We start from the raw sequence: 24,142 nt of genomic DNA, 5'->3' as shown, positions 1-24,142 counted from the left end.
CCGCCGCGCTGTCTTGTCCGGCGGGACATCGGCAATGAAGGTTCTCGTAACGGGATCGAACGGTCTCATCGGCACAGCGGTGTGCGCGCGTTTGGTCGCGTCAGGGCACGAGGTCGTGCGGGCCTCACGACGCCGACCAAGCCGGGCGGGGGAGGTGGGAACGGTCGCCATCGATATGGCGAAGGCGCTCGCCCCCGAGAACTGGGGCAGTGCTCTTCAAGGCGTTGACGTGGTGGTGAATTGTGCCGGTGTTCTGCAGGACAGCGCCAGCGAAAATACGACAGGGGTTCATGCATTGGGCGCAGCGGCGCTGTTTCGTGCCTGCCAGCAAGCCGGGGTGCGCCGGGTCATCCACTTTTCCGCTATCGGCGTCGATCGTGAGCAAGCCTCGGCCTTCTCCGCCAGCAAATATGCCGGCGAGGAGGCCTTGATGACGCTCGACTTGGATTGGGTCGTGCTGAGACCCTCCGTCGTTCTGGGCCGCCCCGTTTTTGGAGCGAGCGCCCTGTTTCGCGGCCTTGCCGCGCTTCCTCTGCTGCCCTCCACGCCCGGCTCCGGCCGTCTGCAGGTGGTTCAACTTGAGGACGTGGTCGAAACGGTGGCGTTTTTCCTCAGCCCTGACAGCCCGTCACGGATCGCTCTCGACCTTGCTGGTCCGGACGCCTTCGCCATGGAGGAGGTAGTCGCGCATTACCGCAGGTGGCTTGGATGGGACGAGGCTCGCGTCCTGGCTCTCCCGAGATGGGCGGCGCGTCTACTTTATCGGCTGGGTGACGCCGTCAGTGTGCTGGGATGGCGCCCTCCCATGCGCACCAACGCCGCCCTTGAGATCAGCCGGGGAGCAACCGGTGATCCCGGACCCTGGAAGGCGACAACCGGGATCGAGCCGCGAGGTCTCCCGACAGCACTCGCCGCAAACCCAGCCACGGTGCAGGACAGGTGGTTTGCCGGCCTCTACTTCATCAAACCCGCGATCTTCACGGTGCTGCCGTTCTTCTGGATCATGACCGGAATCATATCCTTGACAACCGGATGGCAGAGCGGCGTCCAACTCCTGATCGGTACCGCGGTGAGCGCGCTGGCGGCGCCGTTGGTCATCGCCGGCGCGCTGGCCGACCTGGTCATCGGCCTTCTCATCGCGCTTCGCAAAACCGCGCGCGTTGGGCTCTGGGGAGCGATCGGCGTATGCGTTTTTTATGCATTGGCCGGCACGCTCCTGCGGCCCGATCTGTGGAATGAACCGCTCGGGCCGCTGATGAAGATCCTGCCGATCGTTCTTCTGCACTTCGTCGCATTGGCGATCCTGGAGGAGCGCTGATGCTCTACTTCGGTCTCAAATATCTCCATATCGTGGGCGCGGCGGTTCTGCTGGGGACGGGCGCTGGCATCGCCTTCTTCATGCTGCTTGCACACCGGACCGGCAACCCGGCTACCGTGGCCGCTGTCGCGCGCATTGTCGTGGTTGCCGATTTCCTGTTCACGGCAACGGCAGTTGTGGCGCAACCGATCACCGGCGTCGCGCTTGCCTGGCTCGTCGGCTATTCGCTCTGGGACGGCTGGATCGCGCTGTCGATCCTTCTCTACGTCGTGACCGGTGTTTTTTGGCTTCCCGTGGTCTGGATGCAGATGGAGATGCGCGATCTTGCCCTGGCGGCGGCGAAAGCCGGCCAGCTGCTTCCGCCGCGCTATCACCGGCTTTTCCGGCTCTGGTTCATGTTCGGCTTTCCGGCCTTCGGCGCGGTCGCCGCTATCTTATGGCTGATGATCACCCGCCCGGCCATCGAATGGTTCGGGACCGGCTGATGCCGACGGGCCGAGCGAGCTCATCTGAGCTACGCCGGGAGGAGAGGCGCCGGCTTTGATTTTCCGTGCATGGACAAGAACGACTACACCAGCGCGATCGGCATGTAGCGGATAACCACCTTCTCCTGTCGAAACCACCGCTCGAGTGCGATCCGGCGTTCACGCCAGTCGATGAGATCGACCTCGTTGGCCATGACTTCGAAGATCACAATCTTGTCGGCGTTGGACTCGGCACCCTTTTTCCACAAACCGTCGGCAGGCGCCTGAAGGTAAGCAGTAACGCCTTCGAAGCGACTCGCCAGTTCTTCCTTCACGCGGTCGAAATCTTCTTGAGCGAAAGGCTGGCCGTCATTGTCCGAGCAGGGAAGCAGGATCTGAACAAGATGCATCGCAATCCACCGGTGAATTCTAGCACTTGGCATCGTCGAGATAGTTATGCATGTCGGTGGCCGCGATCGAGGCGTGGCCGAATGCGACAGCAATCTGATTGATTTCGTTGACCACATCGCCAGCGGCATACAGGCCTGGCACGACCGTGCGCTGATGCGCATCCACGACAAGATTTCCAAGCTCGTCGCATGTCGCCCCGAGATCTAGGCCAAGTTGCGACCTTGCCCTGCATCCCATGGCTGGATAGACGGTATCGAATGAGGATGCTGTTCCGTTGGAGAGTTGAATGGTGGCCTGCTCTCCCGAGGGTCGTAGCGAATGAGGGATGCAGGGCTCGAGCCGGATTCCAGCTTCGTGGATCAGTCGGCCGGCATCTGCATCAATTTCACTCGAAGCATCGGTCGTCAGTACGGTGACGTCGCGAGTGTAGGTCCGCATGAACAATGCCTTCTTCACCGCCTCTTCCGCCGGGCCCAGGACTGCGACGCGCTTATCGATCACCTCATAGCCGTCACAGATCGGACAGAGGCGCAAGGTGCCGGCTCTGATCATATCGTCTGCCGAAGGCGTCTCTGGAAGCTTATCGACAATGCCAGTAGCCAGGAGCGCCGCGCGGGAACGAATGGCTGTCGAACCGATCGCAATAAAATCCGTTCCGTCGCGGCCAATCTCGTGGATTATATCGTGCCTAAGATCGGCTCCGCTCTGCAAAGCCTGCTGCCGCAGCCGATTCAGCAGTTCGGCGCCGGCTATGCCGTCGGGGAAGCCGGGACAGTTGCGGGTAATCGGAATGAGCTTCGCGCGGCTTTGACCGCAATCGACAACGACGACCCGGCGGCGAAAGCGCCCGAGATACGTCGCTGCTGCCAAGCCGGCCGGACCGCCACCGATAACCAAGCAGTCAATTCGTTCCCACTGACAGACGCTATCGTCTTCGATCACCAAAGAACTCCCGGGAGGTGATGCAGAGCTATTGCAAGCGGCTCGTGCCCGGCAAACGAACTTGTCTGTTGGTGACTAAGACCAAGGGCGTGCGCGACTGCTTCCCGGTTCTCATAAGAATGAGGCCGACACAGATGCCGCTCGTGAGGATGGCCTCGTTTCCTTCCGAACGGCCAGAAACGAGGGCGCAAAATCCGGCCTCGACCGCGCGCACCGGTAAGCGCGGGATCAGTTGTTTCGTTATAGGCGACCATCTGTCCCAACCGCGCCCTTGCTTATTGGTTCCGCCGTGCATTCGCGTTGCGCGCCGATCCGTTGTCTCGCCAGACGCTGACGACGTTCGGCTGCCTTCACGTGCCGCAGGCCGCCGTTCGCCACGCGGCGGACCGGACGATGCAAAAGTTCGCTTTTGTGGATCAAAGTAGCCCGGCCTGCCGGGCGGGGTTGGGGGCTTGACATACAGGCCGGGCCCTTACCCCGCGCAGCGGGGCAGAGTTCCATTATGCGCCGCGCTTGCGGCGACCGACATTAACATTTTCTAAGACTTGAAAAGCCCGTCGCAGCCAATGAGCGCAAGCGACGGGCTTTGTGCTGCCGAGACGGCTACGTCCCAACGGGAAACGACCGCTCCCATAACAAGTCATGGCCGCGCAATCAGTTCCAATCTTGGACAGCCCACCCGAGGAACGTCACGACACCAGCGACGTTCCGGTAAATGGCAATCGACGATGACATCGAAATGGCCAGGCGGCATGTTCACGAAGGCGAGCGGCACCTTCGCCGCCAGCACGAGCTGGTTGCCGACCTCAGCGATCAGGGATTGCCGACCGATGACGCCCTGCGCTTCCTCCAGTTGCTTGAAGACATGCAGGCGATGCATCGGCAGCACCTGTCGCGGCTGCTGCGCAGAGCCGAAAATGGCTAGGAAGATTCCTGCCTTGTCGGGCCAGACCATGGGTGTCTGCACTGGGATCTGGTGACAGGTCATGATCTGCCACGAGTGCGCCGGCCGAGACGGTCGGAATCTGCAACTCAGCAAAAACCCTGTACCGCCGACAAGCGCAGGGATTGGACGCCCTGCCTCCAAATGCTCCGACTATTGCTCGTCCTTTGGGGCAACCTGCACCAGCTGCAAAAGCCCTAGCACGATCAGCGCCAAGACTGTGCCAAGAATTGCGATCTGCCAGAACCCGAGACCCACTGCCAATCCAATGGCACCGGCCAGCCACATTCCCGCGCCGGTCGTCAGCCCCTGAACCTCCCCTTTGGAGAAGAATATTAGCCCTGCAGCCAGGAATGCGACGCCGGCAGTTGTGGCTTCGATCAGGCGGATGGGGTCAATGGCTATCTCCTGCCCATCGAAGACGGGGAGATGGGTGATTTCGATGGCCAGTATGGCGATCAAGGCGGTTGCCAGACAGATCAGGATATGCGTCCTCAGCCCGGCCGGCCGGTTACGCCATTCGCGCTCCATGCCGACGAGTGAGCCAAGAACCGCAGCCAGCAAAAGCCTGGCTGAAATTACGGAAAATGGCAGCCAGGTTTGCTGCCCGAAACGTTCAACAAGCTCATCCATGAGCGCCAGAACGTATCTGTGGGCTGCCCGGTTCCTTCCGCAGGACGCCGGGATGTCCTTGCAATGCATATCGCCGGCAGAGCGCCGGAACATTCGAACGCAGCCAACGTTGGGTTCTGTTCGACCGACAGGGACACACCTCAATGGAACCCAAATCATCGCGCGATCTGCCCGGTCCTGAGCCCCGCAAGGACAAGGAACGGGAAAACCAAAAAGCTGCCGCGAAAACGCCTGACAAGACCAACGATTGGGACCGGAACCAGGTGCATGGCGAGGGCGAGAGCATCGGGATCGACAAGGACGAACCATAGGCCGATCCACACCTCAGAGCGGCGTGCAATCTGAGCCGCCCACGATCAGGCTTGCCGCCATCCCGACCATTAGAGTGCTGGCGGAGAGAGCGTCCTTCGAGTTGTCAGCTAAGCGTCAGCAGGCTGAGCCAGATTTGCGGGTCGGTTATCATCTTCGCCCTCCCTTCGAGCACCCAGTTGCATTTGGTTCTGGCTTGACCCGGCGGCGACGATGAGCAGCACCGATCGCATTCGCGTACCGCCACAAACCGCACCTGAAGTTGATTTCTCAGGTGCGGTTGTTGGCCGGCTGCGGCTTAGCCTACTCTGCCGCGACTGTCGCGATGAGAGGCGACGCTTCGGGCAGGGGAGCGACCGGTTCGGCCCGCCCTTCGAGGTCATCCAGCAGTGCAATCCACAGCGAGATACACAGCCCGACCATGACGACGAGGAAGGGGGCTGCCGCGATGATCGACGCGGTCTGCAGGCCCTCCAAGCCTCCCATCACCAGCAACACGCAGGCCGATGCTCCCGCAAGGATACCCCAGAGGACGACAATGAGCCGTGCGGGCTCAAGCGTGCCCCGAGATGACAGCATACCCATCACTATCGAGGCGGCATCCGCTCCCGAGATGAAGAAGATCGCCACAAGAAAGATCGCAACGAACGAGGTGATAGCAGTTCCCGGATATTGTTCGAGCAAGGCGAAAAGTGAGATGGCGGACCCCTTGGTGTTAACGGCCTCGACAAGGCCGCCGACCCCCACCAGTTCGGAGTGCAGAGCGGTACCGCCCATGATGGTGAACCAGAGGAAGGTCACGCCGCTCGGGATGAGCAGAACACCGATGACGAATTCGCGGATGGTCCGTCCCTTGGAGATGCGCGCAATGAAAACGCCAACGAAAGGCGCCCAGGAAATCCACCACGCCCAGTAGAAGATGGTCCAGCTGCTCAGCCATTTGCCGTCGCTGAAGGCGGCGGTGCGGAACGACATGGCGACGAGATTGGTGAGGTATTCGCCGAGCGCTTCGGTGAAGGTGTTGAGGATGAAGACGGTCGGGCCGACGACGGCCAAGAAGAGCAGCAGCGCGGCGGCGACCACCATGTTCATGTTGCTTAGGAACTGGACGCCCTTGCCGACCCCTGACACTGCCGAAAGTATGAACAGCACCGACAGCACGGCGATGATCGCCAGGGCAATGCCTGTCCCCTCGCCGGTTCCCCAGAGAAAATTCAGACCGCTGTTGATCTGCTGTGCGCCAAGACCCAGCGATGTCGCGGTCCCGATAGCGTGGCGATAAGGGCGAGAATATCGATCGTCTTGCCAATCGGTCCGTTGACGGCGCTACCAAGCAAAGGGGTGAATGCGCTTGAGATCAGGATAGGCAGGCCCTTGCGGTAGGTGAAGTAAGCGATCGCCAAACCCACAATGGCGTAGATCGCCCAGGGGTGCAGGGCCCAATGGAAGTAGGCATATTCCATCGCGATCAGCGCAGCTTCCTTAGACTGCGGGGCCGCCAACCCGTGAGGCGGCGCGCCAAAATGGAAAACTGGCTCGGCAACGCCCCAGAACATCAGTCCGATGCCCATGCCGACGCTGAACATCATGCATACCCAGGAAACGGTGCTGAACTCCGGCAGCTCGTCGTCGGCTCCAAGCCTGATCTTGCCAAAACGGCTGATCGCCAGGAACCCGGCAAAGGCCAGAAACATCGCCGTCGAGACAACAAAGCCCCACCCGAAACCATTGATGATCGCTGCAAGCGTGGCTTTCGTCACAGTGGCGAGGCTATCCGGGGCGGCAGCTCCCCATAAGATGAACGCGGCAGTTATCGCTATGGCCGGCCAGAATACCGCCGGATCTATGCCTCGTAGCCTGCTTGTACTGGACATGCTTGACTCTCCGATATCTATTGGAACTATTTCTTCAATACTTTCCTTCGAATTGTGCGTACGCGAAAAATACTGACCTTTCTGAGGGCCAAAATCAGGGACGGCTCAGGTCGCCTCGCAATGAGAAGCTCCGGCCATTCACGTCGTTCTGGAAGTGTCGGATTTGCCCCTCCCCCACCACACCCGTCAGGGTAGAAAGGGCGGGAAAAGGGGATAGGAGGAAGCCGGCGAGTCAGTAGGGATTCTTCGATTTCGGGTAGGGCAATGCCCACCCGGGCAAGGCGCGCCATGCTGCGGCGCGTCAAGAACGCTCGCTGTGAAAACCCGACGTCGAGTCAGCCTGGTCGCTGTGCTTGCGCGGCGCGATGCCTGTAGACGTACAAATTGAGTGGCCGAACCGGCCTGAAGCGGCAAAACTGATACCGTTCACGCCGCGGAGGGATATTTCCTGTCCAATCGTTCCTGCTGCGGCGTTTGGGCGTAGAGTTCGCGGTAGCATTTGGAAAATGCGACGCCGAAACGAAGCCGCACTTGATAGCTACTTCGACTATGGGCACGGATGACTGGATCAGCATGTGCCGTGCGCGCTCGAGGCGTATCTCCAAATAGTAGCGGGCGGGGGAGCGCCCCATCTCATCCCGGAAAAGACGCTCGATCTGCCGCCGCGACAGTCCGACTTGCTTGGCAATATCGCGTATCGATATTGGTTCGGACGGATTGGCGTCCATAAGTTCGATGATGGTCAGCACTTTTGAATTCTGAATGCCGAGCCGCGCGCGCAAAGGAAGCCGCTGGCCATCGCTTGCGCTCCGCACTCGATCGGTCAGCACCTGCTCACATACGCGACTGACGAGAGTTTCGTCGAAATCATCGCCGATCAGCTTTAACATCATATCGAGAGCGGCCGTGCCGCCGGCGCATGTATGGATCTCTTGATCGACCTCAAAAAGGTCGGCAAACACATGCGCATTCGGAAATGCCTCGGCGAAGCCTGGCAGATTTTCCCAATGGATGGCGCAACGTTTGCCGGAAAGCAGCCCGGCAGCAGCCAGCACATGGGCGCCGGTGCAGAGACCGCCGATTGCAACGCCGCGACTATGTTCCTCGCGCAACCATGCAAAGGCCGACTTGTTCGAATATCGTTCGATGTTGGTGCCGCTGCAGACGATGACCATCGATAGCCTATCGAGGCCAGCCAACTTTCGCCGCTCGTCTTTCAATGACGTGTTTACCGCACACAACACCCCGTTCGAAGCGGACACGGGCTGCCCGTCGATACTGGCCAGCCGCCACTTGTAGGCTTCGTAGCCGAGCATCCGATTGGCTATGCGGATCGGCTCCAGCGCGGTCGCAAAGGCGACCATGGTGAAATCCGGCACCAGAAAGAAGAAGAGAGAGCGCTTGATCGGATGTTCGGCTATGTTCACTGCGGTCACGTCCGATATCGGGAACAGGATGTCGCAAATGCGCCGTCGACGCCAATATCTGCCTTGCTTGTCCCGATGAAGATACGAAGGGATTGTGGCACGTGGCTGTCGAATTGCGCACATTCATGTTCGAGAGCCGTCGCGATGCCGCAATCATGCCATCCTACCGCTACAACTGCCGAGACGCAGGTCGGCGACCTGCGCTTTCAGATAGTGGCGGAGGGATGCTGAGCGACCATTATTAGGCACATTGCCCTGGCAGCAGAAACCTGCGCTTCCGTTTTCGGGACGGAGTTATCGACAACCAGCCATGCCGCTACCCGGCCCCATTGCAGGCAATCCTGATTGGGGCAGCCATACCGTCACCGGTCAGTGGTGTCTTGGCGGACTAAGCGGATTCGGAGCAGCTTGTTGCACAGTTCAAGGATGCTTCGGCTTTGAGGTGCCTTCCCTCTTCGCTAACAGCTTGAAAACATCATAGTATTAGGAAAATTGCTGGCGGAGAGAGCGGGATTCGAACCCGCGTTACGGTTTCCCGTAAACACACTTTCCAGGCGTGCGCCTTCAACCACTCGGCCACCTCTCCGTCTTGCATGTCGCGTCGGCCGGTTTCGCCGCGCGGGTTGGGGAGATGCATCTCCCTCGGGAAGGCCTCTCGGCCTAAAGTTGGGGTGCCTTCAACCGGCAGGCAACCCTTTCCCGGCACCTCTAGCCGTCTAGGCAAAACAGGCGCGGGGCTCATCTAGTCGATCCGAAAGCGAATGCCAAGTCATTCCGTGGCTTTTGCCGTGGATGGCGCGAAAGCTGCTCCGGTGGCCTGCCATGCAGCCGAATGCTGTGCACAGGCTGGCCGGCGGAGTTTCCCGCGCTTGACTTCGGCTCTGGCCGCCTGTCGACTGCCTGAGGCGTTGTTTTTGTGCACTTCCGGACGGAAAACCACGACGCAGTTCCCGGAACTGCTTGGGCTTTGCGAGGGGCATTGTCCTGACATGGCATCGATCAACCAGCAGCCCGCGGGCCGGCCCGACAGCGGGCTCTCCTTCATCCCGGTGGCGTGGCTGCTCATCGTGATGGGGTTATCGGCCTATGGCCTGATCTCGAGCTGGCGGCTGATCGGCGACTTCAATCTGCCGGAAAGCGTGCTCTTCCTGATCTACGGCGGGCTGACCGGTGGCGTCGTGACCATTCTGTGGGGGCTTTACCTGCTCGGCCTCGCCTTCAACCGGTCGGCGCGTTTCCCGCGTCACTATACGATCTGGCAAGTCGCCATCATCCTTTGGCTCGTCGTGCGTCAGGCCTACACGCTTCTTGTGCCCGATTTCGTCTTCTCGGCCGAAGCGCTGGGCTTCACGGTCGCCGAGATCGCCATCGGCCTGCTCTGCATCTACCTCTTGCGGCGCGGCGCCGGCGCCGAGACGGTGTATGCGAATGCCGAGGCCGAACGCCCGCCGCTCCTGGTCTCGCTCGTCGCCGCGTTGCTCGGCATCATCCTTGGCGGCGCCATCGGCGCCTGCATCGGATTTTTGGCGGGGTCGCTAATCGCCGACGCCACCCATATGAGCTGCTTCGAGGGCGCCTGCGGGTTTTTTGCTGTCTTCATCGGCTTGGGCGTCCTGATCACCGGCGCCGTCGGCGGCGGGATTTTCGCCATCTGGCGCGTCAACCGGCGCAAAGCGGCGCGGAGCACCTAACTCAAAATCACGTGTCGCGATTGCGTGGCGGTTTTGCACGCTCTATGTCGTTTGGCGGGGCAGATGGGAGTTTTCCCGGGGAGTGCGTTGGATGCTGCGTTTCATCTTTCGGCTGGCGGCTATGGTTGCGTTGTCGATTTCTGTCATCATGGCGGTGATCGACACCACGCGCTCCGTCGCGGCGTCGGCGCCGGTCATGACGCCGCTCAACGCAAGCTGGCTGGCGGTATCGCCCGACACGCGCGCTGCGTTCGAGACCTATGTGCGCGCCAAGGCCAGTCCGCTGGTCTGGGACGGGATCATCGCCTGGGTGCTCGGACAGCCGGGATTCGCCGTGTTCGCGGTATTGGCGTTCCTGCTCTACGCCCTCGGCTACCGCCGGCGGCGCCACGAATTCGCCCCAACCAACTGACGCGGACTCCGCCCGAAACGGTCGGCCTTCACGCTTTTTCCAACAGGTCAAAATTCCACGTGAATTTTGTTTCGGGCCGTGCCAGATTGGCCGCGAGCGGGAGGGGCATACACTTCCTGCCTGACGTCGCATGCCTGCCGGAGGACCGGGCAGGGTTTGCGGTGCAAACGGAAAATAACCGACAGGGTGTGGATCACATGAAACGTATCGTTCTCGGCCTCCTGGCCGCAACCGCAATGGTTCTCCCGGCCTTCGCCGCGGATGTCCAGCCGGCCATCCTCTACGATCTCGGCGGCAAGTTCGACAAATCCTTCAACGAGGCTGCATATAACGGCGCCGAGAAATTCAAGAAGGAAACCGGCGTCGCTTATGTCGAGTTCGAAGTCTCCAACGCTTCGCAGCGCGAGCAGGCGCTGCGCCGCTTCGCCGAGGACGGCCGCAACCCGATCGTGATGGCCGGCTTTGCCTGGGAAGATGCGCTGAAGAAGGTCGCGGCCGAATATACCGACCTCAACTTCGCCATCATCGACGATGCCGTCGACCTGCCCAATGTCCGCTCGCTGGTGTTCAAGGAGAACGAAGGCTCCTACCTCGTCGGCATCCTGGCTGCGATGGCGTCGAAGTCGAAGAAGGTCGGCTTCGTCGGCGGCATGGACATCCCGCTGATCCGCAAGTTCGAATGCGGCTATGTCGGCGGCGCCAAGTCTGCCGGGGCCACCGAGGTCATCCAGAACATGACCGGCGATACCCCGGCTGCCTGGAACGACCCCGCCAAGGGCGGCGAGATCGCCAAGACGCAGATCGATCAGGGCGCGGACGTCGTCTATGCCGCGGCTGGCGGCACCGGCGTCGGCGTGCTGCAGGCGGCCGCGGATGCCGGCAAGCTCGGCATCGGCGTCGATTCCAACCAGAACGGCCTGCAGCCCGGCAAGGTGCTGACCTCGATGATGAAGCGCGTCGATGTTGCCGTCTACAATGCTTTCATGGACGGCAAGAACGGCACCTTCAAGGGCGGCGTCGAAAATCTCGGCCTCAAGGAAGGCGGTGTCGACTACGCCATGGACGACAACAACAAGGCGCTGGTGACGGACGAGATGAAGGCGGCCGTCGAGAAGGCCAAGGCCGACATTATCGCCGGCAAGGTCCAGGTGCACGACTACACCACCGACAACAACTGCCCATATTGATCGGCAACTGCACGAGGCTTCTTCGACCGCCGGGCTTTTTGCCCGGCGGTTTGTTTTTCGGACCAGCATCATGCAACCGATTATCGAAGCCATGAGGGAGCGCGATGTGGAGACGATCGCCAAGCTGCGCCTGGCCGCCTTCTTTGAAGGCACCGGGCGGACGCTTGCAGAGGATATTGCGGGACTTCGCGGGCTGATCGCAGGCGACGGGTTCGAGGCGGCTGTCGTCGCCCGCCTCGGCGGATCGCCGATCGGAAGCTGCCTCTTCGTCCGCAACGAGATCGACCCGGCGCATGATCTGACGCCGTGGCTCGCCGGGCTTGTTGTTGACGAGGCGTATCGAGGGCAGGGCGTTGGCACGGCGCTGGTCAGGGCCATAAAAGGCCACGCCGCGTCGGCCGGCGTTAACCGGCTCTATCTCTACACCTGGCAGGCACGATCCTTCTACGAAGCGCTTGGCTGGACCGCAGCGGAAGCTTTCGAGCAGCAGGGCGAGCCGATGCTTTTGATGTCGTGCGCCCTATAGCGTGCCGGCGAGATAGCCCAGCGCGAAGGCGGCCGCCAGGGCGAGCGCGATAGCCAGGCCGAGCCGGCCGCCAAGGGAATGCAGGCCGACGCCATAAGGCTTGCGCTCGATCTTGTTGATCACGATCGGCTGCGGCTTCGCATCGCGCTTGTCCAGCCTGGCAAACCGCATTTGCGGCAATTCGCCAAGCCGGCGCTGGACAAGCTGCCAGCGCTCATCCGAAGCCGTGCCCGACGCTCCCTGCGGCTCCAAAGCACGCATGCGCTCGGCAAGCCGCAGCACCGCGTCGCGAAAGGCGGGATCGATCTGTAGGTCGCGCTCGGCGCGAGCGCGTTCCCGTTCGTCCATTAGGCCGAAGACATAGTCGCCGGCCCTTGCGATGCGGTCTCCTTCACCGGCCATGACCGTTCTCCTCGAACTCGCTCGCTCCCCCTGCAGGCTCAGTAGTGCGGCGGCTTGGTCACCGGCACGTCGGGAGCGGCCTGCTCCTCCAGTGCCAGGAATCGGTCGGCAAGGGCGGCCAGCTTGCGTTCCATGCGCTCGATCACCGTCCACTGCTCGGCGATCTGGCCGGACAGTTCCTCGATCGTCTTTTCCTGCTCGGCGGCGCGGATTTCCAGCGTCGTCAGCCGATCGTCAGGCATCGTCATCATCCCGGTCTCTGTGAATGTGAAGCTCCCGGCCACCTTCGAAATTGACAAGCGCGGGGGGATTTGTCGAGAGTGAATGGCGTTCCGGCCAATTGGCACGGGCGGGGCATCATGCTAGGCATTTTGACCAAGCGATAAAAAAATAACGAGTGGGACAGGCTGCATGGCGCAAGCCGCAATCGAGCTCATAGGCATCAACAAGAGTTTTGGCGCCGTGCGCGCCAACCGCGACATCAACCTGGAAGTCACGCGCGGCACCATCCATGGCATTGTCGGGGAGAACGGCGCAGGCAAATCGACGCTGATGTCGATCCTCTATGGCTTCTACCAGGCCGACAGCGGCGAAATCCGCGTGGCGGGCAAGCCGGTGTCGATCAACACCCCAAACGACGCGATAGCGCTCGGCATCGGCATGGTGCACCAACATTTCATGCTGGTCGACAATTTCACGGTGCTGGAGAACGTCATCCTCGGCGCCGAGACCGACGCGCTGTTGAAGAGCAGCATCGCCAAGGCGCGCTCCGAACTCGAACGACTGGAGCGCGAATACGGCCTCGAGGTCGATCCCGACGCCATCATCGAGGAACTGCCGGTCGGCCTGCAGCAGCGCGTCGAGATCCTCAAGGCCCTCTATCGCGGCGCCGAGATCCTGATCCTCGACGAGCCGACAGGGGTTCTGACGCCAGCCGAGGCCGACCATCTGTTCCGCATCCTCAAGCAGCTGAAGGAACAGGGAAAAACGGTGGTGCTGATCACCCACAAGCTGCGCGAGATTATGGCCGTTACCGACACGGTCTCGGTCATGCGCCAGGGGACCATGGTGGCGACCAGGGTGACCAGGGAAACGACGGTCGGCGAATTGGCCGAACTGATGGTCGGCCGGCGCGTGCTCTTGCGGGTGGAGAAGGGCCAGTCGGAGACCGGTGCGATAAAACTCTCGGTCAAGAACCTGACGGTCAAGGATTCACGCGGCGTCACCATGGTCGACGACGTCTCCTTCGACGTCCGCGGCGGCGAGATCGTCGGCATCGCCGGCGTGGCCGGCAACGGCCAGTCGGAGCTGCTCGAGGCGATCTCCGGCATCCGGCACGCCGTCTCGGGCGAGGTCATGCTCGAAGGCAAGCCAATCGAGCTGACCGGCAAGGCCGATCCCGGCGAATTGCGCGACCGCGGTCTCGCCCATGTGCCGGAAGACCGCCACCATGTCGGGCTGGTGCTCGCCTTTGAGGAGAACGAGAACTCGATCCTCGGCTATCACGACGACGAGCGCTATCTCAAGGGACCGTTCCTGAACGTCGATGCCATCATGGCCGACGCGAAGGACAAGATCGAGAAATACGACATCCGTCCCGCCAATCCGCGGCTGAAGACCGCAAATTTCTCCGGCGGCAACCAGCAGAAGATCGTGCTGGCCAGGGAGATGGAGCAGGATCCCGGCGTGCTGATCGTCGGCCAGCCGACGCGCGGCGTCGACGTCGGCGCCATCGAATTCATCCACAAGCGGCTGATCGCCATGCGCGATCAGGGCAAGGCGGTGCTGGTCGTGTCGGTCGAGCTCGACGAGATCCGCTCGCTGTCCGACCGCATCCTGGTAATGTTCGCCGGCCGCATCGTCGGCGAACGCGGACCGGAAGCGACGGAAGGCGAGCTTGGCCTCTTGATGGCCGGTGTCGAGCACCAGGAGGCCGCCGAATGAGCACGCCTTACGCCAAGCTGCCGGCCTGGGCCGACTATGGGTTGATTCCGTTGATCAACCTGTCGGTTGCTTTCATCGTCGCGGGCTTCGTCGTCATGCTGGTCGGCGAAAATCCGTTCCGCGCCGCCGTCATCCTGGTCGAAGGCGCTTTCGGCAAGGGCACAGGCATCGCCTTCACCTTGTTCTATGCCACGACCTTCATCTTCACCGGGCTGTCGGTGGCGGTGGCGGCGCATTGCAGCCTGTTCAACATCGGCACCGAAGGCCAGGCCTATATCGGCGGCCTCGGCATCGCGCTCGTCTGCCTGAGCTTCGACAGCGTCCTGCCCTGGTGGCTGATATTTCCGATGGCGATCGTCGCCGCGGCGGCGTTCGGCGCGCTCTGGGGTTTCATCCCGGCCTACCTGCAGGCCAAGCGTGGCTCGCACATCGTCATCACCACCATCATGTTCAACTTCATTGCCGCCTCGGTGATGGTGTATCTACTGGTCGGTCCGCTGAAGCCGGTCGGATCGCAGGCCCCGCAGACACGCAATTTCCTGGCCGGCGCGGAATTGCCGAAGCTCAACTGGATGATCGAATTGTTCGGCGCCAAGATCCGCTCGGCGCCGCTCAACATCTGCTTCCTGCTGGCGCTGGCGATGGCGTTCCTGGTCTGGCTGCTGATCTGGCGCACCAAGCTCGGCTACGAGATGCGCACCTACGGCCATAGTCCGAAAGCGGCGCGCTATGCCGGCATTTCGGAAACCCGCATCATCCTCACCGCGATGATGATCTCGGGTGCGTTGGCCGGCATGATGGCGCTCAACCCCGTGATGGGCGACCAGCACAATGTGGCGATCGATTTCGTCTCGGGCGCAGGCTATGTCGGCATCGCGGTCGCGCTGATGGGCAGGCTGCATCCGGTCGGCATCGTGCTGGCGGCGATCTTGTTCGGCATGCTCTACCAGGGCGGCGCCGAGCTAGCCTTCGAGATGCCGGCGATCAGCCGCGACATGATCGTCATCATTCAAGGGTTGGTCATCCTCTTCGCCGGCGCGCTGGAGCATATGTTCAGGCCCTATATCCAGGCGCTGTTCGCATCGGTCAGCCCGAAATCGGTCGGCATGCAGGCGGTCAAGGGGAAAGGGGCCTGAGATGGACAGTTTCAACGCGATCGTCCAGGTCCTGGATTCCACCATCCGCCTGTCGGTGCCGCTGCTGCTTGCCTGTCTTGCCGGCCTCTATTCAGAGCGGGCCGGCATCTTCGATATCGGTCTCGAAGGCAAGATGCTGGTCGGCGCCTTCGCCGGCGCTGCAGCGGCATCGGTCTTCCATTCGGCCTTTATCGGTCTCGGCACCGCCGTCCTGATCTCGGTCGCCTTCGCCATGGTGCATGGTTTCGCCTCGATCACGCATCGCGGCAACCAGATCGTCTCCGGCGTCGCCATCAACTTCGTCGCCGCCGGCTCGACCATCATCCTCGGCCAGGCCTGGTTCGAGCAGGGCGGCCGCACGCCGGCGCTGCAGCCGGGCGAGCGCTTCGAGGCGATCGTGTGGCCAGGCGCCGAAGCCGTTCGCAACGTGCCGATCCTCGGGCCCGTTTATGCCGAGCTGATCTCCGGCCATTCGATCCTGGTCTACTTCGCCTTCGCGATGGTGCCGTTCACCTGGTGGGTGCTGTTCCGCACCCGCTTCGGTCTCAGGATGCGCGCCGTGGGCGAAAACCCGGCCGCCGTCGACACCGCCGGCATTTCGGTCGCCTGGCTGCGCTACCGGGCGCTGATCTGCACCGGTATCCTTACCGGCGTCGCCGGCGCGTATCTCTCCATGGTCCAGAATGGCGGCTTCGTGAAGGACATGACCGCGGGCAAGGGCTATATCGCGCTTGCCGCGCTGATCTTCGCCAAATGGAAGCCGGTCAACGCGATGTTCGCCTGCCTGCTGTTCGGCTTCCTCGACGCGGCATCGATCCGCTTGCAGGGCTCGCCGCTGCCGATCCTCGGCAAAGTGCCGGTGCAGTTCATGCAGGCGCTGCCCTATGTGCTCACCGTCATCCTGCTCGCCGGCTTCATCGGCAAGGCGATCCCGCCGCGCGCCGGCGGCGTGCCCTATGTCAAGGAACGCTGAGGCTCGGGCAGTCTCGGCAACCGGCAATTTGAACAAGATCGTGGGAGAGAAGAAGCAAATGTCGCATGATCTGTTCGAAGCGGCCAGGACGGCGATGGCCAAGGCCTATGCGCCCTATTCCAAGTTTCCCGTAGGCGCCGCGCTGCGCACCGAGGACGGTCGCGTCTTCACCGGCGCCAACATCGAGGTGGCATCCTATCCGGAAGGCTGGTGTGCGGAGACCACCGCGCTCGGCCACTACATCATGGGCGGCGGCGGCAAGATCACCGAGATCGCGGTGATCGCCGAGCGCATGGCCAAATGCTCGCCCTGCGGCGGCTGCCGGCAGCGGCTGGCGGAATTCTGCCGGCCGGAGACGAAGCTCTATCTCTGCGACAATACCGGCGTGGCCGAGACGGTCACGATGGGCGACATGCTGCCTTACGGCTTCAGGGGCGATATCCTGAAATGAAGGAAGCGCTGGATCATTTGGTCGAGAAACTGGACGGGCTGGCCCCGACCGCGGCGCTTGTGCTTGGCTCCGGCCTTGGTGGGCTGGTCGACCAGGTGGAGGACGCAAGGCGCATCCCCTATGCCGAACTGCCGGGCTTCCCGCGCAGCGGCGTCTCCGGCCACGCCGGCGAGGTGGTGGCAGGGCGTTTCGCCGGCACGCCGGTGCTGATGCTTTCCGGGCGCGCGCACTATTACGAGCACGGCAATGCCGCCGCGATGCGCCCGGCGCTCGAGGTGCTTGCCGGCATCGGCATCTCGCATCTCATCCTCACCAACGCCGCCGGCTCGGTCGATTCCGAGATGGGACCGGGCTCGGTGATGATGATCACCGATCACATCAACTTTTCCGGCTCCAATCCGCTGATCGGCGAGCCGAGCGACCGCCGCTTCGTCGGCCTTACCGAGGCCTATGATGCGGGGTTGCGCAAGGCGATCGAGACGGCGGCCAAGGAGACCGGCACCGCGCTCCACCAGGGCGTCTACATGTGGTTTTCCGGACCATGTTTCGAGACGCCGGCCGAAATCCGCATGGCGCGCGTCATGGGCGCCAACGCGGTCGGCATGTCGACCGTGCCCGAAGTGATCCTGGCCCGCTTCCTCGGCCTCAAGGTCGCAGCCTGCTCGGTCATCACCAACCTTGCGGCAGGCATGACCGGGGCGGAACTCTCGCACCAGGAAACCAAGGACATGGCGCCGGTCGGCGGCGCGCGGCTGGCGACGATCCTGCGGCGCGTCTTCGAGGAAGATTTGCCGGAAAGCTGATGCTGCCCCAGGAAATCATTCGGCGCAAGCGTGACGGCCACAAGCTCTCGATGCCCGAGATCGCGGCCTTCATCCAGGGGATCACGGCCGGCACGCTCTCGGAAGGCCAAATCGGCGCCTTCGCCATGGCGGTGTTCCTCAAAGGCATGAGTCGCGAGGAAGCAGTGGCGCTGACGCTCGCGATGCGCGATTCCGGTGACGTGCTCGACTGGTCCGATTTGCCGGGGCCGGTCACCGACAAGCATTCCACTGGCGGCGTCGGCGACAATGTCTCGCTGATGCTGGCGCCGATCGTCGCGGCCTGCGGCGCTTATGTGCCGATGATCTCCGGCCGCGGGCTTGGCCATACCGGCGGCACGCTGGACAAGATGGATGCCATTCCCGGTTACGTCAGCCAGCCGGATTTGGTGCGGTTCCGCAGGACGGTGCTCGAGACGGGCTGCGCCATCATCGGCCAGACCGCCGACCTGGCGCCGGCCGATCGCCGGCTCTACGCGATCCGCGACGTGACGGGCACAGTGGAATCGGTGCCGCTGATAACGGCTTCGATCCTGTCGAAGAAGCTTGCCGCCGGGCTCGGCTCGCTTGTGCTCGACGTCAAGGTCGGCAACGGCGCCTTCATGGAGAAGTCGCGCGATGCGGCCGCACTTGCGAACAGCCTGGTCGAGGTCGCCAATGGCGCCGGCCTGAACGCTTCGGCACTGGTGACCGGCATGAACGAGCCGCTGGCCTCGGCAGCGGGCAATGCGGTCGAGGTGAAGAACGCGGTCGACTTTCTCACCGGCCGCTTCCGCGACCGCCGGCTGGAGGACGTCACGCTGGCGCTTGCCGCCGAGATGCTGCAATCGGCGGGAATTGTCTCGTCCAACCAGGACGGGATCAGGCGCGCGGCCGAGACGCTTGCCGGCGGCCGCGCCGCGGCGGTGTTCGCACGCATGGTGACGGCGCTCGGCGGCCCCGCCGACTTCGTCGAGAATCCGGAGAAATATCTGCCGAAGGCGGCAGTGGAATCGGCGGTCAAAGCGGCCGAGGACGGCTTCGTCACCGGGATCGCGACGCGCGAAATCGGGCTCGCCGTCGTTGCGCTGGGCGGCGGGCGCATCCGTCCGGACGACAAGATCGATCATTCCGTTGGCCTCACCCGGCTGATGCCGGTCGGCGCGGAGGTGCATGCGGGCGAGGCGCTGGCGCTGGTCCATGCGCGGACCGAGGCCGACGCCGAGGCTGCCGCCGTCGCGGTGCGCGCCGCCTATACGGTCGGTCACTCGAAGCCGCCCGCAGAAAAGACGGTGCTCAGGCGGATACTGCCGCTGTAAAATCGCGCCTATTGAACGAGCAACAGCGCGCCGTCCTGGACTTCGTATTTCTGCAGCCGCTGCAGGAAGCTCATGCCGATCAGATTGGTTTGCAGCGCTCGATCGTCGAGCACCACCGCCTGGACGTTGTCGAGGGAAATCTTGCCGATCTGCAGCCGGTCGACGGTGACCACGGCGGCCTTGATGGCGCCGTTCGCCGTGTTCACCTGTTGATTGAAATCCGACTGATTGAGCGAGATGCCGATCCGGCGCGCCGTCGATATGTTGATCGCGACCAGCGTGGCGCCGGTGTCAATCATGCCGTCTATCTGACGGCCGTTGAACTTGAAGGCGGAAGTGAAATGGCCGCGCTGGTCGGCATTGACCAGCACCTGGCGGCCGAGCGGCATCGGCGCCGCCGGCCTGGCTGGAACCGAAGCGAGATTGACGTCCGGCTGAGCCTCAGGCGGCGCCGGCTTCGAAGCAACCGCCGATCTCAGCAGGGTTTCCACCATCTGCGGGTTCGACTGATAGACGATCGGAATCGATGCCGAGCTTCCGACAAAGACGCCAAGGAGAAGAAGCTTGCGCAGCATGGATCGACCTTCGTGAAGGTTCGATCCTTAAGCCGACATGGTGTTTTCGGCTTTAACGCGCGCCGGAACCACGGCGTTTCGTAAACGACCGGTTAAGAAAAGATCTCACTTGGTTCCGTACATGCGGTCGCCGGCGTCGCCGAGGCCAGGCATGATGTAACCCTTGTCGTTCAACTGGCGGTCGATCGAAGCGGTGAAGATCGGGACATCCGGATGCGCCTTGGTGAAGCGCTCGATGCCTTCGGGCGCGGCCAGCAGGCAAAGGAAGCGGATGTTGGTGGCGCCGCGCCCCTTCAGCTTGTCGATCGCCGCGATCGCGGAATTGGCCGTCGCAAGCATCGGATCGACCACGATCACCAGACGGTCGGCAAGGTCGCTCGGCGCCTTGAAGAAATATTCGATCGCCTCGAGCGTCTCATGGTCGCGGTAAAGGCCTATATGGGCGACGCGCGCCGCCGGCACCAGATCGAGCAGGCCTTCGAGCAGGCCATTGCCGGCCCGCAGCACGGAGGCGAAAACCAGCTTCTTGCCCTCCAGCGTCGGCGCTTCCATCTCCTCGATCGGGGTCTCGATCGTGGTGGTCGTCAGTTCGAGGTTGCGGGTCACCTCGTAGCCGAGAAGCAGGGAGATTTCGCGCAGCAGCCGCCGGAAGCCTGCCGTCGAGGTCTCCTTCTTGCGCATGATGGTCAGCTTGTGCTGGACAAGGGGGTGGTCGACGACGGTGACGCCCTGCATGATCTTCTCCAGTGAATGGTGAGTAGTGAATAGTGAATAGTGAGCCGGTTTGCGAGTCCTGATGGGCCGATGATTGGTTGACACGCTGAAGCCGCCGGCAAACGTTCACCATTCACCTTCACCAGCCCTTGGGGTCGAGCCGGCTCATCAGCATCGCCTTGGTCTTCCGGTCGACGAAGGCGGCCTCGATGGCCGTCCTGGTGACGGCGGCAAGCGCCTTGTCGTCCATCGCGAAATGCTCGGCGGCGATGTCGTATTCGCGCTTCAGCGAGGTCCAGAAATAGGGCGGGTCGTCGGAATTGAGCGTCACCTTACAGCCGGCCGCGCGCAACGCCGGAAAAGGATGCGTGGCGAAACTATCGAACACCTTGAGCGCGATGTTGGAGCCGGGGCAGCATTCCAGCACCACGCCCTCGGCGGCGATGCGGCGAACGAGGTCCGGGTTCTCGATGGCGCGCACGCCATGGCCGATCCGCGACGGGCGAATATGGTCGAGCGCTGCCGCCACACTTTCCCAGCCCATCAGTTCTCCGGCGTGGATGGTGATGCCGAGGCCGGCCTCGCGCGCGATCTCGAAAGCCCGCACATAATCCTCGAAATCGCCGATGCGCTCGTCGCCGGCGACGCCGAAGCCGGTGACCAGCGGATGGCCGCAGCGCGCCGCAAAGCGCGCCGCCTGCTCGATCGCCTCGACGCCGACGTGGCGTACGCCGGTGACGATCATGCGCCCCTCGATGCCGGTCCTCGCCTTGGCGCGGGCCATGCCTTCGCCCAGCGCGTCCGTATAGGCCTTGGGCGAAAGCCCGGCCTTTTTCGCGTGATCCGGCGAGGTGAAGACCTCGGAATAGATGGCGCCGTCGCGAGCGAGGCTGGTGAGATAATGATCGGTTAGACGGGCGTAATCCTCCTCGGTGCGGAACAGGTCGGAAGCAAAATCATAGGCGGCGAGGAAAGACGTGAAATCGTGCCAGACGAAAGAGCCGTTCTGGATGTAGAGCGAAGGGTCCTTGCCGTATTTGCGGGCCTGGCTGACGACGAGGTCGGGCGCCGCTGCCCCTTCGATGTGGCAGTGCAATTCGGCTTTCAAGATCATGCGGCCATCCCGTGCGGTATTCTTCTGTCGTGGCGCCGATTCCGGGTGGAAAATCGTGGCAAACTCTTCCCCGACCCGTTCTGAAAGCGCGGCCGAAAACCGCGCCTTGGACAATAGCGCCCGCCCCATCGATCGGCTATGGTCCCGCCGGTTTTATGGCGGATCGAAATAATGTCAGTTGAGAGAACCACGGCCGCGGGCGGCATGGAAACCTCCTATGGTTTCAGGAAGGTTGGCGCGGGCGACAAGCAGTCGCTCGTCAATGACGTCTTTCACAAGGTGGCCAATCGATACGACCTGATGAACGATCTGATGTCGGGTGGGTTGCATCGCGTGTGGAAGGACGCGATGGTCGCCTGGCTCAACCCCCCGAAGCGGCCGGGCTGGAAGGTGCTCGACGTCGCCGGCGGCACCGGCGACATCGCCTTTCGCATCATCGAGGCAAGCCAGCGCCATGCGCATGCCACGGTGCTCGACATCAACGGCTCGATGCTCGAAGTGGGCCGCGACAGGGCCGAGAAGAAAGGCCTCTCGGAAAAGACCGATTTCGTCGAGGCCAATGCCGAAGCGCTGCCCTTCGATGACGGCACGTTCGATGCGTACACGATCGCGTTCGGCATCCGCAATGTGCCGCGCATCGATGTGGCGCTGAGCGAGGCTTTTCGTGTGCTGAAGCGCGGCGGGCGCTTCCTATGCCTGGAGTTTTCCGAGGTCGACATGCCGCTGCTCGACAAGGCCTACGAGGCCTGGTCGTTCAACGCCATTCCCAAAATCGGCAGGGCGGTGACCGGCGACGGCGAGCCCTATTCCTACCTGGTCGAATCGATCCGCAAGTTCCCCAACCAGCAGAACTTCGCGGCTATGATTGGTCGGGCCGGCTTCGATCGGGTCACTTTCCGCAACTATTCGGGCGGCATCGCGGCGCTCCATTCGGGCTGGAAGCTTTGAGGCAGGGCGTCCGATGACCAGCGTTGGCGCCGGCTTCCGGCTCGCCAGGGCCGGCTGGGTGCTGGTCCGCGAGGGCGTCGTCGCGGCGCTGCCCGGCGAAGAGCTTTCCGGTATGCCGAAGCTCGGCTGGCGGCTGGCGCGCGTGCTCACCCGCCGCCGCGCCCGAAGCCATCTGCGCGGCGACCGGCTGGCGCAGGCGGTGGTGCGGCTGGGGCCGTCCTATGTGAAGCTCGGCCAGTTCCTCGCCACGCGGCCCGACGTCGTCGGCAACGACATGGCGGTCGACCTTGCGCTGCTGCAGGACAAGATGCACACCTTTCCGAGGGCGGAAGCGGTCGCGGCGATCGAAGCCTCGCTCGGGCGCAGGATCGAGGATCTCTACGCAACGTTCGGCGAGCCGGTCGCGGCGGCATCGATCGCACAGGTGCACGGCGCCGAAGTCGTTCGCGACGGAAAGGCTTCACGGGTCGCGGTGAAGGTCATCCGCCCCGGCGTGCGCCATCGCTTCTTCCAGGATCTCGAGAGCTACTTCCTCGCCGCCCGCCTGCAGGAGAAGTACATCCCCTCATCGCGCCGCCTGCGGCCGATCGAGGTGACCCAGACGCTGGCGCAGACCACCAAGGTCGAGATGGACATGCGGCTCGAAGCCGCCGCGTTTTCCGAGCTCGCTGAGAACACCAAGGACGATCCGGGCTTCCGCGTGCCGGCGGTCGATTGGGAGCGGACCGGCCGCGACGTGATCACCATGGAGTGGATCGACGGCGTCAAGATGAACGATCTGACCGGCCTTGCTGCCGCCGGTCACGACCTCAAGGCGATCGCAGCCAATCTCGTCCAGTCTTTCCTCAGGCACACGCTGCGCGACGGCTTCTTCCATGCCGACATGCACCCGGGCAACCTGTTCGTCGAACCGGACGGCACCATCGTTGCCGTCGATCTCGGCATCGCCGGCAGGCTCGGCAAGAAGGAGCGGCGTTTTCTGGCCGAGATCCTCTACGGCTTCATCGTGCGCGACTACCGGCGCGTCGCCGAGGTGCATTTCGAGGCCGGCTATGTGCCGCGTCAGCACAATGTCTCGGCCTTCGCGCAGGCGATCCGCGCCATCGGCGAGCCGATCCACGGCCAGTCGGCCGACACGATCTCGATGGCCAAGCTTCTGACGCTGCTGTTCGAGGTGACCGACCTCTTCGACATGGCGACGCGGACCGAGCTGGTGCTTTTGCAAAAGACCATGGTGGTGGTCGAAGGCGTGGCCCGCACGCTCGATCCGGCGTTCAACATGTGGAAGACTTCGGAGCCGGTGGTCAGCGACTGGATCGCGGGCAATCTCGGCCCGCGCGGCGTGCTCTCGGACGCGCGGGACGCCGGCAAGGCTTTGATCTCGCTGGCGAGGCAGGCGCCGGACATTGCGGTTCGCACCGAGCGGCTGTCGCGTGAGATCGACCTGATGGCCGAGCATGGCTTGCGCTTCGACGAGGCGACCGCGCGCGCGATCGGCAAGGCGGAGGCGCGCCACACCCGCTCCGGCCGCGTGGCGCTGTGGATCATTGCGCTGACGCTGATTTACATCGCGTGGCGGATTTTCTGACCGCCCGCCGCCTTGCTGCGGTTTGATTGCATTGCTATCAT

24 protein-coding genes, 1 tRNA gene and 2 pseudogenes are annotated in these 24,142 nt (G+C 62.9%); 15 read left to right on the top strand and 12 right to left on the bottom strand.

Annotation, left to right across the window (positions count from 1 at the left end; translation table 11 throughout):
- Window positions 1–34: 34 nt before the first annotated feature.
- Window positions 35–1,318, top strand: coding sequence for an SDR family oxidoreductase (locus CK215_RS09855; protein ID WP_095830801.1), 1,284 nt, complete (start codon window positions 35–37; stop codon window positions 1,316–1,318).
- On the top strand, window positions 1,318–1,803 hold the full coding sequence (locus CK215_RS09850) for a DUF2269 family protein (protein WP_067003913.1): 486 nt from the start codon (window positions 1,318–1,320) through the stop codon (window positions 1,801–1,803). The genes CK215_RS09855 and CK215_RS09850 overlap by 1 nt, the downstream gene beginning before the upstream one ends.
- An 83-nt stretch (window positions 1,804–1,886) precedes the next feature.
- Here the strand turns inward: CK215_RS09850 and CK215_RS09845 are convergent, their stop codons facing one another.
- The 4 genes from CK215_RS09845 to CK215_RS09830 form a co-directional block, all read right to left on the bottom strand.
- Window positions 1,887–2,192 carry a hypothetical protein gene (locus tag CK215_RS09845; protein WP_067003911.1) on the bottom strand — a complete coding sequence of 102 codons (306 nt, stop codon included), beginning with the start codon at window positions 2,190–2,192 and terminating at the stop codon, window positions 1,887–1,889.
- A gap of 19 nt (window positions 2,193–2,211) precedes the next feature.
- Window positions 2,212–3,135, bottom strand: a complete 924-nt coding sequence (locus tag CK215_RS09840) for an NAD(P)/FAD-dependent oxidoreductase (protein ID WP_245299826.1) — start codon at window positions 3,133–3,135, stop codon at window positions 2,212–2,214.
- A gap of 640 nt (window positions 3,136–3,775) precedes the next feature.
- Window positions 3,776–4,090 carry a hypothetical protein gene (locus CK215_RS30690; RefSeq protein ID WP_141245464.1) on the bottom strand — a complete coding sequence of 105 codons (315 nt, stop codon included), beginning with the start codon at window positions 4,088–4,090 and terminating at the stop codon, window positions 3,776–3,778.
- 141 nt (window positions 4,091–4,231) lie between these two features.
- On the bottom strand, window positions 4,232–4,711 hold the full coding sequence (locus CK215_RS09830) for an MgtC/SapB family protein (RefSeq protein ID WP_067319603.1): 480 nt from the start codon (window positions 4,709–4,711) through the stop codon (window positions 4,232–4,234).
- 143 nt (window positions 4,712–4,854) lie between these two features.
- Here CK215_RS09830 and CK215_RS31280 point away from each other — a divergent pair, with 143 nt between their 5' ends.
- Window positions 4,855–5,022 carry a hypothetical protein gene (locus tag CK215_RS31280; RefSeq protein ID WP_170950258.1) on the top strand — a complete coding sequence of 56 codons (168 nt, stop codon included), beginning with the start codon at window positions 4,855–4,857 and terminating at the stop codon, window positions 5,020–5,022.
- Between the two features lie 301 nt (window positions 5,023–5,323).
- Here the strand turns inward: CK215_RS31280 and CK215_RS09825 are convergent.
- The 3 genes and pseudogenes from CK215_RS09825 to CK215_RS09815 all read right to left on the bottom strand — a co-directional run bounded on the left by CK215_RS09825 (window position 5,324) and on the right by CK215_RS09815 (window position 8,907).
- Window positions 5,324–6,894: pseudogene (locus CK215_RS09825) on the bottom strand (BCCT family transporter).
- A gap of 426 nt (window positions 6,895–7,320) precedes the next feature.
- Window positions 7,321–8,258 (bottom strand): annotated as a pseudogene (locus CK215_RS09820) (GlxA family transcriptional regulator).
- A gap of 559 nt (window positions 8,259–8,817) precedes the next feature.
- Window positions 8,818–8,907 (bottom strand) — tRNA-Ser (locus CK215_RS09815).
- Between the two features lie 403 nt (window positions 8,908–9,310).
- Between CK215_RS09815 and CK215_RS09810 the strand changes: the two genes are divergently transcribed.
- The 4 genes from CK215_RS09810 (at window position 9,311) to CK215_RS09795 (ending at window position 12,137) form a co-directional block, all read left to right on the top strand.
- Window positions 9,311–10,012 (top strand): hypothetical protein, encoded by a 702-nt coding sequence (locus CK215_RS09810; RefSeq protein ID WP_095830800.1) that lies wholly within the window; start codon window positions 9,311–9,313, stop codon window positions 10,010–10,012.
- 91 nt (window positions 10,013–10,103) lie between these two features.
- The gene (locus tag CK215_RS09805) at window positions 10,104–10,424 is read left to right on the top strand and encodes a hypothetical protein (protein ID WP_095781074.1); all 321 of its coding nucleotides are present in this window, start codon (window positions 10,104–10,106) and stop codon (window positions 10,422–10,424) included.
- 197 nt (window positions 10,425–10,621) lie between these two features.
- The gene (locus CK215_RS09800) at window positions 10,622–11,611 is read left to right on the top strand and encodes a BMP family ABC transporter substrate-binding protein (RefSeq protein ID WP_067002774.1); all 990 of its coding nucleotides are present in this window, start codon (window positions 10,622–10,624) and stop codon (window positions 11,609–11,611) included.
- Between the two features lie 70 nt (window positions 11,612–11,681).
- Window positions 11,682–12,137 (top strand): GNAT family N-acetyltransferase, encoded by a 456-nt coding sequence (locus CK215_RS09795; RefSeq protein ID WP_095830799.1) that lies wholly within the window; start codon window positions 11,682–11,684, stop codon window positions 12,135–12,137.
- On the opposite strand, the gene CK215_RS09790 is transcribed toward CK215_RS09795, so the two are convergent.
- Both CK215_RS09790 and CK215_RS09785 read right to left on the bottom strand, forming a co-directional pair.
- On the bottom strand, window positions 12,132–12,539 hold the full coding sequence (locus tag CK215_RS09790) for a hypothetical protein (protein ID WP_095830798.1): 408 nt from the start codon (window positions 12,537–12,539) through the stop codon (window positions 12,132–12,134). The two genes, CK215_RS09795 and CK215_RS09790, sit on opposite strands and share 6 nt — an antisense overlap.
- Before the next feature lie 38 nt (window positions 12,540–12,577).
- Window positions 12,578–12,787: a SlyX family protein gene (locus tag CK215_RS09785; protein WP_067002641.1), complete on the bottom strand. Its 210-nt coding sequence runs from the start codon at window positions 12,785–12,787 to the stop codon at window positions 12,578–12,580.
- A 163-nt stretch (window positions 12,788–12,950) separates the two neighbouring features.
- Here CK215_RS09785 and CK215_RS09780 point away from each other — a divergent pair, with 163 nt between their 5' ends.
- The 6 genes from CK215_RS09780 to deoA are packed head-to-tail and all read left to right on the top strand — an operon-like array spanning window position 12,951 to window position 19,162.
- Window positions 12,951–14,483: an ABC transporter ATP-binding protein gene (locus tag CK215_RS09780; protein WP_095781076.1), complete on the top strand. Its 1,533-nt coding sequence runs from the start codon at window positions 12,951–12,953 to the stop codon at window positions 14,481–14,483.
- Window positions 14,480–15,619: an ABC transporter permease gene (locus CK215_RS09775; RefSeq protein WP_095781077.1), complete on the top strand. Its 1,140-nt coding sequence runs from the start codon at window positions 14,480–14,482 to the stop codon at window positions 15,617–15,619. The genes CK215_RS09780 and CK215_RS09775 overlap by 4 nt, the downstream gene beginning before the upstream one ends.
- Window position 15,620: 1 nt before the next feature.
- On the top strand, window positions 15,621–16,592 hold the full coding sequence (locus CK215_RS09770; RefSeq protein ID WP_095778796.1) for an ABC transporter permease: 972 nt from the start codon (window positions 15,621–15,623) through the stop codon (window positions 16,590–16,592).
- A gap of 58 nt (window positions 16,593–16,650) precedes the next feature.
- Window positions 16,651–17,043 carry a cytidine deaminase gene (cdd, locus tag CK215_RS09765; RefSeq protein ID WP_067002633.1) on the top strand — a complete coding sequence of 131 codons (393 nt, stop codon included), beginning with the start codon at window positions 16,651–16,653 and terminating at the stop codon, window positions 17,041–17,043.
- Complete coding sequence (locus CK215_RS09760; protein WP_095830797.1) at window positions 17,040–17,846, top strand: purine-nucleoside phosphorylase; 807 nt, start codon at window positions 17,040–17,042, stop codon at window positions 17,844–17,846. Before cdd ends, CK215_RS09760 begins: the two co-directional genes overlap by 4 nt.
- Window positions 17,846–19,162: a thymidine phosphorylase gene (gene deoA, locus CK215_RS09755; protein ID WP_095830796.1), complete on the top strand. Its 1,317-nt coding sequence runs from the start codon at window positions 17,846–17,848 to the stop codon at window positions 19,160–19,162. Before CK215_RS09760 ends, deoA begins: the two co-directional genes overlap by 1 nt.
- A gap of 8 nt (window positions 19,163–19,170) precedes the next feature.
- Here deoA and CK215_RS09750 read toward each other — a convergent pair whose 3' ends face one another.
- The 3 genes from CK215_RS09750 to CK215_RS09740 form a co-directional block, all read right to left on the bottom strand.
- Window positions 19,171–19,737, bottom strand: a complete 567-nt coding sequence (locus CK215_RS09750) for a TIGR02281 family clan AA aspartic protease (protein ID WP_067002626.1) — start codon at window positions 19,735–19,737, stop codon at window positions 19,171–19,173.
- A 105-nt stretch (window positions 19,738–19,842) separates the two neighbouring features.
- Window positions 19,843–20,472 carry a uracil phosphoribosyltransferase gene (upp, locus tag CK215_RS09745; protein WP_067002624.1) on the bottom strand — a complete coding sequence of 210 codons (630 nt, stop codon included), beginning with the start codon at window positions 20,470–20,472 and terminating at the stop codon, window positions 19,843–19,845.
- A 118-nt stretch (window positions 20,473–20,590) separates the two neighbouring features.
- Window positions 20,591–21,565, bottom strand: coding sequence for an adenosine deaminase (locus CK215_RS09740; RefSeq protein WP_095830868.1), 975 nt, complete (start codon window positions 21,563–21,565; stop codon window positions 20,591–20,593).
- A gap of 171 nt (window positions 21,566–21,736) precedes the next feature.
- Between CK215_RS09740 and ubiE the strand changes: the two genes are divergently transcribed.
- On the top strand, window positions 21,737–22,513 hold the full coding sequence (ubiE, locus tag CK215_RS09735) for a bifunctional demethylmenaquinone methyltransferase/2-methoxy-6-polyprenyl-1,4-benzoquinol methylase UbiE (protein WP_095830795.1): 777 nt from the start codon (window positions 21,737–21,739) through the stop codon (window positions 22,511–22,513).
- Between the two features lie 13 nt (window positions 22,514–22,526).
- Window positions 22,527–24,101 (top strand): 2-polyprenylphenol 6-hydroxylase, encoded by a 1,575-nt coding sequence (gene ubiB / locus CK215_RS09730; RefSeq protein WP_067002619.1) that lies wholly within the window; start codon window positions 22,527–22,529, stop codon window positions 24,099–24,101.
- The last annotated feature ends 41 nt before the right edge of the window (window positions 24,102–24,142 follow it).

The organism is Mesorhizobium sp. WSM3864, assembly GCF_002294955.1.
Classification (GTDB): Bacteria; Pseudomonadota; Alphaproteobacteria; order Rhizobiales; family Rhizobiaceae; genus Mesorhizobium.
The sequence above is the reverse complement of the archived record's forward strand: the minus strand, read 5'-3'. Positions and strand labels throughout refer to the sequence as shown.